The 14734-nt window shown below is 62.6% G+C and carries 15 protein-coding genes; 10 read left to right on the forward strand and 5 right to left on the reverse strand.

Annotation, left to right across the window (positions count from 1 at the left end; translation table 11 throughout):
* The first annotated feature begins 9 nt into the window (after positions 1-9).
* The 5 genes from AC0L28_RS12385 to AC0L28_RS12405 all read left to right on the forward strand — a co-directional run bounded on the left by AC0L28_RS12385 (position 10) and on the right by AC0L28_RS12405 (position 3924).
* Positions 10-981, forward strand: coding sequence for a YVTN family beta-propeller repeat protein (locus AC0L28_RS12385; RefSeq protein WP_473477649.1), 972 nt, complete (start codon positions 10-12; stop codon positions 979-981).
* Positions 982-1054: 73 nt separating this feature from the next.
* Complete coding sequence (locus AC0L28_RS12390) at positions 1055-1549, forward strand: cupredoxin domain-containing protein (protein WP_473477652.1); 495 nt, start codon at positions 1055-1057, stop codon at positions 1547-1549.
* A gap of 85 nt (positions 1550-1634) precedes the next feature.
* Entirely contained in the window at positions 1635-2423 is a 789-nt protein-coding gene (locus tag AC0L28_RS12395; protein ID WP_473477654.1) for an ATP-binding cassette domain-containing protein, read from the forward strand.
* Positions 2420-3295, forward strand: a complete 876-nt coding sequence (locus tag AC0L28_RS12400) for an ABC transporter permease (protein ID WP_473477657.1) — start codon at positions 2420-2422, stop codon at positions 3293-3295. The genes AC0L28_RS12395 and AC0L28_RS12400 overlap by 4 nt, the downstream gene beginning before the upstream one ends.
* A complete protein-coding gene (locus AC0L28_RS12405) occupies positions 3295-3924 on the forward strand; it encodes a hypothetical protein (RefSeq protein ID WP_473477660.1) in 630 nt (209 codons plus the stop codon). Before AC0L28_RS12400 ends, AC0L28_RS12405 begins: the two co-directional genes overlap by 1 nt.
* A 23-nt stretch (positions 3925-3947) precedes the next feature.
* Here AC0L28_RS12405 and AC0L28_RS12410 read toward each other — a convergent pair whose 3' ends face one another.
* From AC0L28_RS12410 to AC0L28_RS12425, 4 genes are all read right to left on the reverse strand, one after another.
* On the reverse strand, positions 3948-4148 hold the full coding sequence (locus tag AC0L28_RS12410) for a hypothetical protein (RefSeq protein ID WP_023797709.1): 201 nt from the start codon (positions 4146-4148) through the stop codon (positions 3948-3950).
* A 269-nt stretch (positions 4149-4417) separates the two neighbouring features.
* Positions 4418-5233, reverse strand: coding sequence for an oxidoreductase (locus AC0L28_RS12415; protein ID WP_473477662.1), 816 nt, complete (start codon positions 5231-5233; stop codon positions 4418-4420).
* A gap of 71 nt (positions 5234-5304) precedes the next feature.
* Positions 5305-6609: a beta-ketoacyl-ACP synthase II gene (gene fabF / locus AC0L28_RS12420; RefSeq protein ID WP_473477665.1), complete on the reverse strand. Its 1305-nt coding sequence runs from the start codon at positions 6607-6609 to the stop codon at positions 5305-5307.
* Between the two features lie 47 nt (positions 6610-6656).
* Positions 6657-7235: a TetR/AcrR family transcriptional regulator gene (locus AC0L28_RS12425; RefSeq protein WP_473477667.1), complete on the reverse strand. Its 579-nt coding sequence runs from the start codon at positions 7233-7235 to the stop codon at positions 6657-6659.
* Positions 7236-7357: 122 nt separating this feature from the next.
* Here AC0L28_RS12425 and AC0L28_RS12430 point away from each other — a divergent pair, with 122 nt between their 5' ends.
* From AC0L28_RS12430 to AC0L28_RS12450, 5 genes are all read left to right on the forward strand, one after another.
* Entirely contained in the window at positions 7358-7816 is a 459-nt protein-coding gene (locus tag AC0L28_RS12430) for a nuclear transport factor 2 family protein (RefSeq protein ID WP_473477669.1), read from the forward strand.
* 437 nt (positions 7817-8253) lie between these two features.
* Positions 8254-8667: a hypothetical protein gene (locus tag AC0L28_RS12435; RefSeq protein WP_287342087.1), complete on the forward strand. Its 414-nt coding sequence runs from the start codon at positions 8254-8256 to the stop codon at positions 8665-8667.
* Between the two features lie 35 nt (positions 8668-8702).
* Positions 8703-9812, forward strand: coding sequence for an efflux RND transporter periplasmic adaptor subunit (locus tag AC0L28_RS12440; RefSeq protein WP_473477671.1), 1110 nt, complete (start codon positions 8703-8705; stop codon positions 9810-9812).
* A 2-nt stretch (positions 9813-9814) separates the two neighbouring features.
* Complete coding sequence (locus AC0L28_RS12445; RefSeq protein ID WP_473477929.1) at positions 9815-12934, forward strand: efflux RND transporter permease subunit; 3120 nt, start codon at positions 9815-9817, stop codon at positions 12932-12934.
* Positions 12935-13079: 145 nt separating this feature from the next.
* Positions 13080-13694, forward strand: coding sequence for a TetR/AcrR family transcriptional regulator (locus tag AC0L28_RS12450; RefSeq protein WP_473477673.1), 615 nt, complete (start codon positions 13080-13082; stop codon positions 13692-13694).
* Positions 13695-13737: 43 nt separating this feature from the next.
* On the opposite strand, the gene AC0L28_RS12455 is transcribed toward AC0L28_RS12450, so the two are convergent.
* On the reverse strand, positions 13738-14694 hold the full coding sequence (locus AC0L28_RS12455) for a LysR family transcriptional regulator (protein ID WP_473477675.1): 957 nt from the start codon (positions 14692-14694) through the stop codon (positions 13738-13740).
* Positions 14695-14734: the final 40 nt, after the last annotated feature.

Here is a 14734-nt window from a genome sequence, read left to right on the forward strand (position 1 = left end):
GGAACCTCAGTGCAGAGACGAGCTTGCGCACTCGCCATCGTTGCGACCGGCTTCATGGCCGGTCCGGCGTCGGCCTACATGGCCTATGTCTCCAACGAGAAAGACAATACAATGACCGTCGTCGACACCGCGACGATGCAGGTGGTGAAGACCGTCAATGTCGGGCAGCGTCCACGCGGCATCACCATCTCCCAGGACGGCAAGCACATCTATCTCTGCGCCAGCGACGATGATTCGATCGAGGTTATAGACACGGCGTCACTGGAGATCGTCGACACCTTGCCTTCCGGGCCCGACCCGGAGCTGTTCGTGCTGTCGCCCGACGGCAAGACGCTTTATGTCGCCAATGAGGACGACAATCTCGTCACCGTCATCGACATCGAGGGCAAGAAAGTGCTGGCGGAAATCCCGGTCGGCGTCGAACCGGAGGGCATGGGTGTCAGCCCGGACGGCAAGACCATGGTCAACACGTCGGAAACGACGAACATGGCGCATTTCATCAATACGTCGACGCACGAGATCACCGACAACGTGCTGGTTGACGCGCGTCCGCGCTTCATCGAGTTCACGCCCGACGGGAAGCAGGCCTGGGTGAGCGCCGAGATCGGTGGCACGGTTTCGGTGATCGACAATCAAACGCGCGAAGTCGTCCAGAAGATCACCTTCGAGGTTGCCGGCCTGAGGCCCGAATCCATCCAGCCGGTCGGTGTGCGCATCACCGCCGACGGCAAGAAAGCCTATGTGGCGCTCGGGCCGGCCAACCGCGTCGCGGTGGTCAACACGCAGACATACGAGGTCGAGAAATATGTGCTGGTCGGCCAGCGCGTCTGGCAGCTTGCCTTCACCCCGGACCAGAAGACCATCATCTCGACCAACGGGGTGTCGAACGACATCACCTTCATCGACGTGGCGACCGACGAGCCGGTGCAGTCGGTGACCGTCGGCGCGCTGCCATGGGGCGTCGTCGTCTCTCCCAAATGACTCGCGCCACATGAACCATTGAAAAAACCACGTGAATCAAGCAGGCAGAAAAACAGCACAAGGGCAGGAAATCATGCGGAAATTTCGGGCAGTCGCTTTCGCCGCGCTGGTGGGCATGGCGCTCACCCAGGGCCAGGTCTGGGCGCAGGACGGCGATGACGATGACGCCGCCGCCGGAGCGGCCAGCACGGAGGCCAGTCCGAAAGCCGAGAAGGCGACCCGGGCCAGCAAGGACGTGCCGGAACTTATCCTCGGCAGCAAGGAAGACCAGTTCACCGCCAACCAGAAGGATTTTGAGCTGATCGCCGGCCAGGGCTATCGCTGGAAGATCACCGCGGCGGGCGGGCTGGAGTACAAATTCCACACCGACCTGTTCCGCAATGTGTGGAACAACCAGATCGTCATCAACGACCTCGAGGTGCATATGAACGGCGCACCCGCATGGCTCGAATTCGACGCCGAGGGCACCATCCAGGTACAGTTCACCACCGTGAGGCCCGGCATCTACACATGGTCGGTGCCCGACCTCGCCGACAAGGGCATGAAGGGCACGATCACGATCAAGTAAGGTTTGAAAAGCAGGACCTGCGCGATCGCGCCCCGTGGGTTAGACTTGGGCCAGACTGTTGTCGACGACAAGGGAGCCAGCCGGCGTGCAGCATGTGAGGACAAGCGGACCGGGAGATCAGGTGGCGGCGCTCGACGTCGCCGCCGTCAGTCACTCCTATGGTTCGAAGCGGGCGCTCAGCGACGTCTCGTTCTCGATCGCGCCGGCGACGTTCACCGTGCTTCTCGGTCTCAACGGCGCAGGAAAGACAACCCTGTTCTCGCTGATCAGCCACCTTTACGACACGCGCCGCGGGTCGATCCGCATCTTCGGCCATGACGTCAGCCGCGCCTCCGGCGAGGCGCTGAGGCGGGTCGGCATCGTGTTCCAGGCGCGCACGCTCGACCTCGATCTCAGCGTTCACCAGAACCTCTCCTACCACGCGGCGCTGCATGGCATCGGCGGACGCGAGGCCCGGCAGCGCATTGCCGCGCTGCTCGATATCGTCGACATGCCGGGCCGGCAGCACGACAAGGCACGCAGCCTTTCCGGCGGCCAGATGCGGCGCATCGAGATCGCCAGGGCGCTGCTCCACCGCCCGTCGCTACTGCTCCTCGACGAGGCGACGGTCGGTCTCGACATCCAGTCGCGCGCCGGCATTCTCGCCACCATCCGCAAGCTCGTCGAAACCGAGGGCATCGGCGTGCTGTGGGCAACGCATCTGATCGACGAGGTTGACGACGGCGACCATGTCGTCGTGCTGCGGCAGGGCGAACTGGTCGCAAAGGGCAAGGTGGCCGATGTCGTCAGGACGAGCGGCGCCACTTCGATCCGCGACGCCTTTTCCAGGCTCAGCCGCATCGAGGCGGCCGGCACCGCGGGGATATCGCCATGAGCGCTCCTTCAATACCCGAAAAAGTGGCCGGCATCATCCCGGTGAAGTTCGAAAAATTCGGCCTGCGCCACTATCTCATCTGCCTCAAGGGCGTCGTCCTACGGGAATGCCTGCGCTTCCTGCATCAGCGCGAGCGCTTCATATCCTCGCTGGTTCGGCCGCTCATCTGGCTGTTCATCTTTGCCGCCGGATTCCGGCAGGTGCTCGGCGTGTCGATCATCCCGCCCTACAAGACCTACGTGCTCTACGAGGTCTACATCACGCCGGGGCTGTGCGGCATGATCCTGTTGTTCTCAGGCATGCAGTCTTCGCTGTCGATGGTTTATGACCGCGAGATGGGCAACATGCGCACCTTGCTGGTCAGCCCCTTCCCGCGCTGGTTCCTGCTGGTGTCGAAGATGCTCGCCGGCGTCTCCGTATCGATCGCGCAGGTCTATGCGTTCCTGATCGTTGCCTGGTTCTGGGGCGTCAAGGCGCCGCCGATCGGCTATCTCATGGTGCTGCCGGCGCTGTTCCTGTCGGGAATGATGCTTTGCGCGCTCGGCATGCTTTTGTCGTCGATGATCAAGCAGCTCGAAAATTTCGCCGGCATCATGAACTTCGTCATCTTTCCCGGCTATTTCGCCTCTCCGGCGCTCTATCCGTTGTGGCGCATCCAGGAGGCGAGCCCGCTGCTGCACAAGATCTGCCTCGCCAACCCGTTCACCTATGCCGTCGAACTGATCCGCTTCGCCTTCTACGGCCAGATCGAGTGGCTGTCGCTGGGCGTCGTTGCTGGCTGCACTGTTCTGTTCCTTGCCGCCGCCATCATCGCCTACGACCCTTCGCGCGGCCTGGTGACCCGCAAACAAGACACCGGAGGAAATGGCTGATGGCACGAATGAGCCTTGTTCGCAGCCTGGCTGTGGCTGCCATGCTCGCGCCGAGCGTGAACGCCAGGGCAGCGAATACCGATCCGGACTGGCCCTGCATACAGCGCAAGGTGCCGCAACTCTCGCTCGGCCAGATCTGGAATGGGCCGGAGCTTCCGCCAGCGGCGAAGGATTTTTCGAAGGACCCTGCCGTCTCCGGCCTGGTCGAGGAGGTGGCGGCCCGGCGGATACCGATTGCCGAAGCCCAGAAGAAAATCAAGGATTTCGCCGCCTCGCTGCCGGCCGAGCAGCTTGCGCCGAAGATGGCGATGCTGGTGCAAGGCATGTTCGATCACATGGACGCCGAGCGTTCGCAGGTGATCTCAGGCATTTCCCGGTACGCCCACAAGCAGCTCGAAATGGCCGCCGCCCTGCGCAAGGAAGCGTCCGACGTCGATGCATTGCGGGCAAAGCCGGATGCGGATCCCGACGACATCGAACGGCGAACCGAGCAGCTGAAATTCGCAACGCGAATTTTCAATGAACGCGTCCAATCACTGACTTACGTCTGTGAAGTGCCGACGATCATCGAGCAGCGGCTTTATCAATTGTCCAAGGCCGTCTCGGAAACCCTCGCAGCGAAGAAGTAGAACCTCTATCTCCGCAGCGGATCTCACGTTCCCCGGCCGGGCAGCACGCGCCAGCGCTGCACGAAGTAACCGGGATGCGTCTCGATCCACTGGGCGACCAGCGGCTGCGCCTGCATGAAGGCGGTCCCTGGGTTCATCGCCAGGCCGTCCACCATCTGCTCGCGTTGTTCACAGGTCTGCGGCACATCCGTCAGGCAGACCATCATAACCAGCGTATAAAGCATTGCCCCATTACCCCCATCGAATTCCCGAACCCCATGCCCGGGAGGTTTCCGAGATACCGACAAGACTGCAGGGGTCGCACATACAGATCGCTTACGGGTGTGAAAGGACGTGGCCCCCACTCTTTCGCACTGCAATATAACATATCGCTTATCTAACACCAACAACCGCCGGGGCGTTCTAGGCAATTGCTTCAGGTTGCGCTGCGCCAATGCGGCGCCGACGTTTCCAGGGCCGATGATTCCGATTTCACGGAGTGTCTTCGATGTCGTCAGACCGGCAGCCCGTTCTGCTTGCGCAGGCTCTTGTCGAATGCGGATGCGGGGACGAAACGGCGCAGGAGACTGACCTGGCGGGCCATTTTTCCCGCAGCATAGCGCCTCTTCGGAACGGGATCGGTCGCAGCCGCCAAAACGGTCTTGGCGACCAATTCGGGCGAATCGCCTTTTTCCATTGCTTTCCGCACGACTGCGTTCATGCCAGCGCGCGCAGCGTCATAGATATCAAGCAACTGGTCCGGCCTGGCGAGATTATCTTCAAAGGACGTGCGGGTATAAGCGGGTTCGACCAATGCAACGCGGATCCCGAACGGGCGCAGTTCATGGTCGAGCGATTCGGAATAGCCTTCGATGGCATGTTTGGTCGACGCATAAAGCGCGAAATAGGGAGCTGGGATGAATCCCTGCACCGAACTCAGATTGACGATTCTACCCTTACCTTGACGGCGCATTATCGGCAGGACCGCGTTGGTCACGCGGAGCACGCCGAAGACGTTCACATCGAACAGTGCCTGAGCCTGGACCATTGAGGACTCTTCCGCGCCACCAAACAGACCCATGCCGGCATTGTTGACGAGCAGGTCGATGCGCCCGGTCTCGGCCAGCACGTCATCGACCAGTTTCGCCACCGACGCGTCATCGGTCACGTCACAGACCAGCATGGTCAGGCCGTCGGAGTTTTTGGCGGCTGCGCGACGGCTGGTGCCGAACACGCGAAAACCGGCGCTTTGCAAAGCTATGGCCGTCGCGCGCCCGATGCCGGAGGACGCCCCCGTCACTAGGGCGACGCCAGGATTGGTCTTGTTCATGGAAATCATTTCTTTCTTTGGGTTGGACTGATTTTGGATTGGCGTGGGAGAAGCACGAAAGGTCGGAGGCGTCAGCTATGAGCGCCTCTGGCGTTCGCACCGGCGAGTTCGTCCGTCCAGCGCCGGAACAGCGCGCTGGCGTTGACGCCGCCAAAGCCGAAGCCGTTTGAGATCGCGTAGTCCATTGCCATCGGGCGGGCTTCGTTTGCGACGAAGTCGATGCCGTCGCCGGCTGGATCCGGCGCGCCCAGATTGAGGGTTGGCGGCGCCACCTGATCCCTGAGCGCCAAAATTGCGAAGATGGCTCCAAGCCCGCCGGCGGCTCCGAGCAGGTGCCCGGTCGCGGATTTCGTTGCGCTGACGGCGATGGTGGAATCTGCGCCGAAGAGTGTTTTGATCGCCGCGATTTCCCCGAGATCACCGATCGGCGTGGAGGTCGCGTGCGCATTGAGGTGGCGAACCTCACGCGTCGAAATGCCGGCTTGGGCAATCGCGACCTGCATGGCTCGGCGCGCCCCGTCGCCATCCTCGGGACCGGAGGTGACGTGATGCGCATCCGCCGTCGTGCCGTAGCCGACGAGCTCGGCGAGCGGTTTCGCGCCGCGCGCCAGCGCGTGGCTCAACGCCTCGATGACCAGCACGCCGGCTCCTTCGCCCATGACGAAGCCGTCCCGCGACACGTCGAAAGGCCGTGACGCCTGAGCCGGCGCCCAGTTGAAGCCGGTTGAAAGAGAGCGTGCGGCAGCAAACCCACCGAGACTGACGATGTTCATGCAGGCTTCGGTTCCGCCGCACACGGCGATATCGGCTTCGTTGGCGCGGATGAGGCGAGCCGCATCGCCGATCGCCTGGATGCCGGCCGCGCACGCCGTCACCGGTGCGCCGAGCGGCCCCCTGAAGCCATGGCGGATCGAGATGTGGCCCGCCGCAAGGTTCACCAGGAAGGACGGCACCGTAAACGGCGACAGGCGGCGGACGCCGCGCTGGTCGACCGTGCGCACCGCCTCGGTTATGGCGGGGAACCCGCCGATGCCGGAGGCGATGATCGTGGCCGTGCGCAGGCGATCCGCTTCCGAGACAGGCGTCCATCCTGCTTGCGCGAGGGCCTCTTGCGCAGCGGCGAGCCCGAAGATGATGAACCGGTCTACCTTGCGCTGGTCCTTCGCAGCCAGGACGGTATTCGGATCGAAACCAGCCTCCGGATCGTCTTCCGGCGAGGGAACCACCCCGCCGATCTTGGCCGGCAGGTCTGCCACCATAGCGTCCGGAAGCCTGCGGATGCCCGAGCGACCGGCCAGCAGCCGCGACCACGACACTTCGACATCGGCAGCAAGGGGCGTGACCGCTCCCATGCCTGTAACAACAATCCGTCGCATCTATTTTCCTATCGATTTGGCTGCGCCGCCAGCGCTGCGCACGCCGTTCAAGCGGCGGCTGATTCGCGAACCTGTTCGGTCGCCGCGTCCAGGAAGGCCTGGGCGAGGCCAGGGTCGTTGACGACGCGCGATAGCGTCAGCGCACCGACCATTGTCGAGAGGATGGCCATAGCCTTCCTATCGGGCTTCTCACCATTGGCCTCGGCGATGAAACGGCTGAGGATTTCGAGATGCTCCTTGATCCCGGCTTCGAACGACGCTTTCACGTCGCTGCCCTGTCTGGCGGCATCCGAACCGAGCGCGACAATCGGGCAGCCGTCCATCTTTTCTCCGCGATGGTCCATACTGAGGTAGAATGCGATCACCGCGCCAAGCGGATCCTCGGATTTTGCCGCAGTCGCGGCCGACCACCGCAGCGTGGCGCTCTCCATCGCCCGCCTCGACGCCTGCACCGCCAGATCGTCCTTGGAGGCGAACTGCTTGTAGAACGCGCCCTGGGTCAGCCCGGCAGCCTGCATCAGGTCCTTAAGGCCGATGCCGTCAAAGCCGCGCTCCCGAAAAAGCCGGCTTGCCACATTGATCACTGTTTTGCGGTTTTCCGCCGCCTGAATGCGACTCACACGCATGTCGACCTCCTTATTTAGCTTGCGTTCGACATCTATAACAGGTATAGCGTACGAACGCAATCCAATTCGGCTGCGCACGCTGCCCTCGATCAGGCGTCGAACAAATTTGGAGGAGAACTCAAATGCTATACAGTTATATCGTCGAGAAATCGATCCGGCAGAGCTTCGACCACGTCAACAACCATCGCTGGGATGAGGCGGTGAAAGCACTCGTGCCGCATGTCCATCACCGCGTTTCCGGCGCCCACGCGCTTGGTGGTGAGCGCCACGACAAGGAAGCCGTGCGCCGCTGGTTTGAGCGCCTCGGCCGCGTCCTGCCCAATCTCCATCTCACGGTCAACCACGTCTGGGTGAAGGGCTGGCCGTGGCATACCACCGTATTTGCCCAGTGGGACGGCACCGCGACGCTGCTCAACGGCGACGCATCCTACATCAACAGTGGTCTCCACGTATTCACCCTGCGGTGGGGCATGGTCTATGCACTTGCGGAATTCTACGATTCACAAGCAGCGGCCCGCGGTCTTGCCGCCCAGGCGGCAACTGGCCTCGAAGAGGCTGTTGCCGAACCAATTGTAGGCTAGCATAAGCGCAGTCAGCGGCCCGCAGCGTAACCGCGGGTACGCTAGCCCATGGCCATGCCGACCCCATCAGCGCGCGCTCGGCGGCCGCTTGCGGGAACCGCTTCGACAGGCGCTCGTCGTTGACGGTCGCGAGAGGAGCACCGCGCCGGCCATTGTCGAGAGAATAGCCTTGCTGCTGGGCTCCTTGCCCTGCCCTCGCCAACCCAGCTATCGAGCATCCCAGAGTATTCCCTGATCCCCGGCCTCGAATGATGCCTCACGTCGGCGCCCTGCCCGGCGGCATCCGAACCGAGCGCGTCAATCGGGCAGCCCTCCATTCTGTCTGCCCGATGCGCCATGCGACTCACATGCATCATAAATTTTCATTTTTTAGATTGCATTCGTAATCTAACTCAGTTATAGAGTTCGAACGAAATCTAAAAAGAAGGAGATACGAGATGATACGCAAAACCCTGAGCGCCTCGGTTCTGGCCGCGCTGTTTCTTGCCGCCCCGGCGTTTGCCGAGGAAGCCACCATAGGACGCCCGATCGAAGCCGGCAGCCTGCACGAGGGACACCTCGACATGGTCGTCTATTACGTCCCGGTCGAGGGCGACCGCCTGGAGGTCACCGCCACCTTCGCGCCAAAGATCGGCGGCGATCCGCAGCGCGTCGTCATGGGCCTCGCCGACGGCGACTCCGTGGCCTTTTCGATACCGGGCCACCGCGGCCCGCTCTACGCGTTCTCGCGGTCCGGCGAGGAGGTGACGGTATCGTCAGAGACCGACATGCGCGCCGATGCCAATGCACCGACCCGCCTTGCAGACGGCAGCCTGCGTGCTGCTGGGCTCGCGTCCGTGGGGCCGATGTAAAGGTCAAACCCAATCTTTCTTGAGAGGCGACGAACGTGAAAAAGAGACCCGCTGTTGTGCTGGGGGGCGTGCTGATCGCGATGTCAGGAGCGGCGGCATTTGCCACACTTGCCATTCCTACGCAGGGAGCCTCCGCCGTAGGCGACCCGAGGCAGGAACCGCCGATCGTCAGACTGGTGACGGCAGCGCCGGCGACCGGATCCGAACGCGGCTTTACCGGTATTGTCGGGGCGAGGGTGCAGAGCGATCTCGGCTTTCGTGTCCCCGGCAAAATCGTGGAGCGGCTCGTGGATGTGGGTCAGGAGGTCAAAGCTGGTCAGCCACTGATGCGCATCGACGACACCGACCTTCGCCTCGCGCTCACGGCGAAGCGCAACGCCGTTGCCGCAGCGCGCGCAACAGTCGTTCAGACGGAACCGGATGAACGGCGATACGCCAGTTTGCTTAGGGATGGATGGGTCCCCCGACAGCGCTACGAGCAGGCGAAGGCCGCGGTGGATACGGCCGAGGCGCAACTCGCCGCCGCCGAAGCCGAAGCACGGGTCGCCGAGAACGAAGCGATCTACGCGGTCCTGCTGGCCGACGCCGATGGAACGGTGGTCGAAACGCTTGGCGAGCCGGGGCAGGTCGTCTCCGCCGGCCAGACAGTGGCCCGGATCGCCAAGGCCGGCTCCCGCGAAGCGGTGGTCGCGCTTCCCGAAACGATCCGGCCGGCGATTGGGTCGGCGGCCGAGGCCAGCGTGTATGGCGGCGATGGGCGTCGTTATACGGCACATCTCCGGCAATTATCGAACTCCGCCGATGCCCAGACCCGTACCTATGAGGCCCGTTATGTGCTCGACGGTGAGGCCGCGGCAGCACCGCTTGGCGCGACGGTAACCATTCGGCTTGCAGGCCAGGCACGCCAGCGGGAAGTCCAGGTGCCGCTGGGAGCCGTGCTCGATGACGGCGAGAAGACAGGCGTTTGGGTCCTGGACAGCGCCACCTCGACCGTAAAGTTTCAGCCCGTCAAGCTTGTTCGTGTGACCAGCGAAACCGCGGTGGTCTCCGGACTGAACTCCAGCAATCCGATTGTTTCGCTCGGCGCCCATCTCCTGCAGGAGGGCACTCGCGTCAGGACTGCGTCCGAAAGCAGGGGCAACTGATGATGAACCTAAATCTTTCCGCGATCGCCGTTCGCGAACGCGCCGTTACCCTGTTCTTCATCCTCCTGCTGGTGGCCGCCGGCGCCTACGCTTTCGTCATGCTCGGGCGGGCGGAGGACCCCAACTTCACCATCAAGACCCTGACGGTCACGACGGCATGGCCGGGCGCAACGGCGCGCGAGATGCAGGACCTCGTCGCCGAACCGTTGGAGAAGCGGCTTCAGGAGATGACCTGGTACGACCGGGTCGAGACGACCACTCGGCCGGGTTACGCGTATATGACGGTCACGCTGAAGGACAGCACACCGCCATCTGTCGTGCAGGAGGAGTTCTACCAGGCTCGCAAGAAGCTCGGGGATGAAGCCCGCAACCTGCCGTCCGGCGTCTTCGGGCCCTTCGTCAACGACGAATATTCGGATGTAAGCTTCGCCCTTTACGCGCTGAAGGCCAAGGGCATGCCGATGCGTGAGTTGGCGAGACAGGCCGAGGCGATCCGCCAAGACCTCCTGCACGTGCCCGGCGTCAAGAAGATCAACATCCTTGGTGAACGTCCCGAACAGATATTCGTCGAATTTTCCTACGCCAAGCTGGCCACCCTCGGCGTGTCGGCACAGGACATCGTCGCCGCCTTGCAGCGGCAGAACAGCCTCACGCCGGCAGGCTCCATCGACACCCAGGGGCCGCGGGTCTTCATCCGGGTGGACGGCGCTTATGACAGCGTTCAGGCGATCGCCGACACGCCGATTGCCGCTGCGGGGCGGACGCTGAAGCTCTCAGATATCGCCGAAGTCCGGCGCGGCTATGAAGATCCCCCCACCTACCTCATTCGACGTCAGGGTGAGCCCACCATCATGCTCGCGGCTGTCATGCAGGAGGGCTGGGATGGTCTCGCGCTCGGCAAGGCGCTGGAGGACAGGACAGCAGCCATCGCACAGACACTGCCACTCGGGATGACGCTCGACAAGGTGACCGACCAGGCCGTCAACATCACCTCTGCGGTCGACGAATTCATGATGAAGTTTGCGATGGCGCTCGGTGTGGTGCTCTTGGTGAGCCTGTTGAGCCTCGGCTGGCGCGTCGGCATCGTGGTGGCGGCTGCCGTCCCTCTGACGCTTGCCGTCGTGTTCCTCATCATGCTGGAGACCGGCCGGTTCTTCGACCGCATCACGCTCGGCGCCCTCATCCTGGCGCTCGGTCTTCTCGTGGACGACGCCATCATTGCCATCGAGGTGATGGTGGTGAAGATGGAAGAAGGCATGGACCGCATCAAGGCGGCGGGCTATGCGTGGAGCCACACTGCGGCGCCGATGCTGTCCGGAACGCTCGTGACGATCGCCGGCTTCCTGCCGGTGGGCTTCGCGCGCTCGACGGCCGGCGAATACGCCGGCAACATCTTTTGGGTCGTAGGGTTCGCCCTCATCGTCTCCTGGATCGTCGCGGTGGTCTTCACACCTTACCTCGGCGTCAAGATGCTGCCCGCGATCAAACCGGTCGAAGGCGGTCACCACGCGATCTATGACACACCCAATTATCGGCGCTTGCGGCGGCTCATCACATTCGCCGTGCGCCACAAGTTCATGATCAGCGGTATCGTTGGCATCGCCTTCGTGCTTTCCGTTGTCGGCATGGGCTCTCTCAAACAGCAGTTCTTCCCGACGTCCGACCGCCCCGAAGTGCTGGTGGAGGTTCGCCTGCCTGAAGGCACCAGCATCGAGACGACGACCGCTACGGTCGAGAAGCTCGAAGGCTGGCTGGACGACCAAGCCGAGGCCAAGATCGTCACGAGCTATGTCGGTCAGGGCGCACCCCGCTTCTTTTTCGCAATGGCGCCGGAACTGCCTGATTCTGCCTTCGCCAAGATCGTCGTGCTGACCCAGGACGCCGAGGCGCGTGAGGTGTTGAAGCACCGCCTCCGCGAGGCGGTGGCAGAGGGGCTTGCACCCGAGGCCAATGTCCGCGTCACGCAACTCGTGTTCGGCCCCTACACGCCGTTCCCGGTCGAGTTCCGGATTATCGGACCTGATCCCGCGCAGCTCTACAGCATATCCGAGAAGGCCCTCGACATCATGCGGGGCGTCCCGGACGTGCGTCAGGCCAACCGCGATTGGGGCAATCGCACACCCGTGCTCCGCTTCGTCCCGGATCAGGATCGACTGAACCTCATCGGCCTGTCGCCGGCGGAGGTGGGCCAGCAACTCCAGTTATTGCTCACCGGCATCCCCGTTACGCAGGTTCGCGAGGACATCCGCAACGTCCCCATCGTCGCACGCAGCGCCGGCGGCGAGCGGCTGGATCCGACACGTTTGGCGGATTTCTCACTGATGAGCCGGGACGGTCGCCCGATTCCGCTCGACCAGATCGGCCATTCGGAAATCCGTCTGGAAGAGCCGATTATGAAGCGCCGTGATCGCACGCCTGTCATCACGATCCGCTCGGATATCAACGAAGCGACTCAGCCTCCAGAGGTTTCCAAGGAGATCGCGAAGGCCCTTCAGCCGCTGATCGCATCCCTTCCGGCCGGCTATCGCATCGAACTGGGGGGATCGATCGAGGAGGCTGAAAAGGCCAACACCGCACTGGGCAAAGTCTTTCCGGCAATGATCGCCGCCATGCTGATTGTTATCATGCTGCAGGTGCGATCCTTCTCGACGATGGCCATGGTGATGCTGACGGCGCCGCTTGGTCTCGTTGGCGTCGTGCCGATGCTGCTCACCTTCAACCAGCCCTTCGGATTCAACGCCATTCTGGGCATGATAGGACTGGCCGGCATCCTGATGCGCAACACGCTGATCCTGACCGAACAGATCAAGGAGAACCGAGCTGCCGGCCTTGACGACTATCACGCCGTCATCGAGGCGACGGTGCAACGCACCAGGCCCGTGATCCTGACGGCACTGGCCGCCGTGCTGGCCTTCATCCCGCTCACGCACTCCGTCTTCTGGGGATCGATGGCCTATACGCTGATCGGCGGCACGGCGGTCGGCACGGTGCTGATCCTGCTCTTCCTTCCCGCGCTCTATGCCGCATGGTTCCGGATCAAGCCAACAGCAGACGACGTCCATGAGGAACCATCCGGCTCGACGAATGAATTGGAAAAGCAAACAGCAATTGCTGCTGAATAGGGCCCTGTTGTCGAGCAGGCGGACCAAGTTTTCGCCGCTGGCTTTGCCTGAACATACGCAGGGCCAGTCGCACGACCTTACCGCTTGCAAATGATCGTTCAGGGCGAGCCCGGCAGATCCATCATCATCAGTTCTGGAGACATCGATGAATCACCCGGTCGGAACGCGAACGGATCCCGACGAGGTGCGCGCTCGCATCCTGGAGGTGGCAGAGGCGCATTTTCGCCGCATCGGCTACCAGAAGACGTCGGTAGCCGACATCGCCTCCGAACTCGGCATGAGCCGGGCGAACGTCTACCGTTTCTTTTCCTCCAGGGATGCAATCAACGAATCCATCTGCAGGCAGGTCGTGAACGAGGTCGCGGACATCGCCGTTGCGATCGCACGCACCAACGCGCCGGCCTTGGAGAAACTCGACCGGCTCCTGACCGCCGTTCACCAGCACAACAAGACGAAATTGATCAAGGAAAGAAGCATGCACGACTTGATCGTCGCCGCCCTGCGCGAGAATCGGGCGGTCATCAAGGCGCATGTCGAGCGAATGTTGGAAATCCTTGAGGCGATCATTCGCGAGGGGACCGAGGCGGGCGAACTCAAGGTCGAGGACCCGGCAGAAGCGGCGCGTGCGGTCAACGCCGCGTTCACGCCGTTCTTCCACCCGATTCTGATCGAGCACTGCGTTCAACACGGCGAAGACACCGAAGCGGGCCTGCGCACGCAGATTCGCTTTGTCCTGAAAGCTCTCGGCAAATCGAACTAGCCGCCCTGGCAGGTGGCTGCCAGCGACGCATTCCGCCCTCAATTCAGGCGCGACCTCCAATGTTCGGTCCTTCGTGCGGATAGAGCTTGCCGAACAGGGGCAGGTACATCGCGCCCTTGCGCATCAGGAAATCGTGGAACGTCGCCATCGCCGGCGAGATCGCGTGATCGCTGCGCATCACCGAGAACCATTGCCGGCGGATCGGTATGCCGACGACGTCGAGGATGACCAGCCGGCCGGCTTCGGTTTCGGCGGCGATGGTGTGGGCAGAGATGAAGGCAATGCCGAGCCCGGCCATCACCGCTTGCTTGATCGTCTCGTTCGAGCCCATCTCGACGCCGAGATCGTCGATGCGGCCGGGCACGTCGCTGAGGAATATTTCCAGCGAGATGCGCGTGCCGGAGCCGGGCTCGCGGATGAGGAAATGCTCTTCGGCGATCCGCTCCTTGGATATCTCGCGCGCCGACGCCAGCGGGTGGTCGGGCGGCGCGATGATGACCAGCGGGTGATCGCCGAAGACCGAGGCACGCACCGGGACTTCCCTCGCCGGGCGTCCCATCAGCGCGATGTCGATGTCGTGGTTCTTCAGGCTGTTGATGGTTTCGGCGCGGTTGCCGATGGCGAGCCGCATGTCGATGTCGGGATGTTCCTTCATGAAGCCGGCCATCAGCCGCGGCGCGAAATATTTGGCGGTGGAAACGACGCCGAGCCGCAAGCTGCCGATACGCACGCCCTTGATCGCATCCATCTTGTCTTCGAGCAGGCGAAGCCGCTCCTCGATCGCCTGCGCCGTCTCGACGAAGGCCAGACCTGCGGCAGTCGGACGCATGCCGTCCGACGTCCGGTCGAACAAGGCCAGTTGGAACTCCTCCTCGACCTGCCGCAACTGGATCGTCACCGCTGGAGGAGACAAGCCTAACACCTTGGCCGCGCTGACGATTTTTCTATGGCTGATGATGGCCTGAACGGTCTTGAATTGCTTGAGCGTGAGGTTTCTCATGCGCCATACTAAATTTTTTTTAGCACGAAAGTAAAGTTAT

The organism is Mesorhizobium sp. WSM4847 (genome assembly GCF_055811335.1).

What these genes read in the sequence shown, in the direction of transcription:
- AC0L28_RS12390 (WP_473477652.1), top strand. Translation starts at nt 1,055, where the DNA reads ATGCGGAAATTTCGGGCAGTCGCTTTCGCCGCGCTGGTGGGCATGGCG.
- AC0L28_RS12400 (WP_473477657.1), top strand. Translation starts at nt 2,420, where the DNA reads ATGAGCGCTCCTTCAATACCCGAAAAAGTGGCCGGCATCATCCCGGTG.
- AC0L28_RS12405 (WP_473477660.1), top strand. Translation starts at nt 3,295, where the DNA reads ATGGCACGAATGAGCCTTGTTCGCAGCCTGGCTGTGGCTGCCATGCTC.
- AC0L28_RS12410 (WP_023797709.1), bottom strand. Translation starts at nt 4,148, where the DNA reads ATGCTTTATACGCTGGTTATGATGGTCTGCCTGACGGATGTGCCGCAG.
- AC0L28_RS12415 (WP_473477662.1), bottom strand. Translation starts at nt 5,233, where the DNA reads ATGAACAAGACCAATCCTGGCGTCGCCCTAGTGACGGGGGCGTCCTCC.
- fabF (WP_473477665.1), bottom strand. Translation starts at nt 6,609, where the DNA reads ATGCGACGGATTGTTGTTACAGGCATGGGAGCGGTCACGCCCCTTGCT.
- AC0L28_RS12425 (WP_473477667.1), bottom strand. Translation starts at nt 7,235, where the DNA reads ATGCGTGTGAGTCGCATTCAGGCGGCGGAAAACCGCAAAACAGTGATC.
- AC0L28_RS12430 (WP_473477669.1), top strand. Translation starts at nt 7,358, where the DNA reads ATGCTATACAGTTATATCGTCGAGAAATCGATCCGGCAGAGCTTCGAC.
- AC0L28_RS12435 (WP_287342087.1), top strand. Translation starts at nt 8,254, where the DNA reads ATGATACGCAAAACCCTGAGCGCCTCGGTTCTGGCCGCGCTGTTTCTT.
- AC0L28_RS12445 (WP_473477929.1), top strand. Translation starts at nt 9,815, where the DNA reads ATGAACCTAAATCTTTCCGCGATCGCCGTTCGCGAACGCGCCGTTACC.
- AC0L28_RS12450 (WP_473477673.1), top strand. Translation starts at nt 13,080, where the DNA reads ATGAATCACCCGGTCGGAACGCGAACGGATCCCGACGAGGTGCGCGCT.
- AC0L28_RS12455 (WP_473477675.1), bottom strand. Translation starts at nt 14,694, where the DNA reads ATGAGAAACCTCACGCTCAAGCAATTCAAGACCGTTCAGGCCATCATC.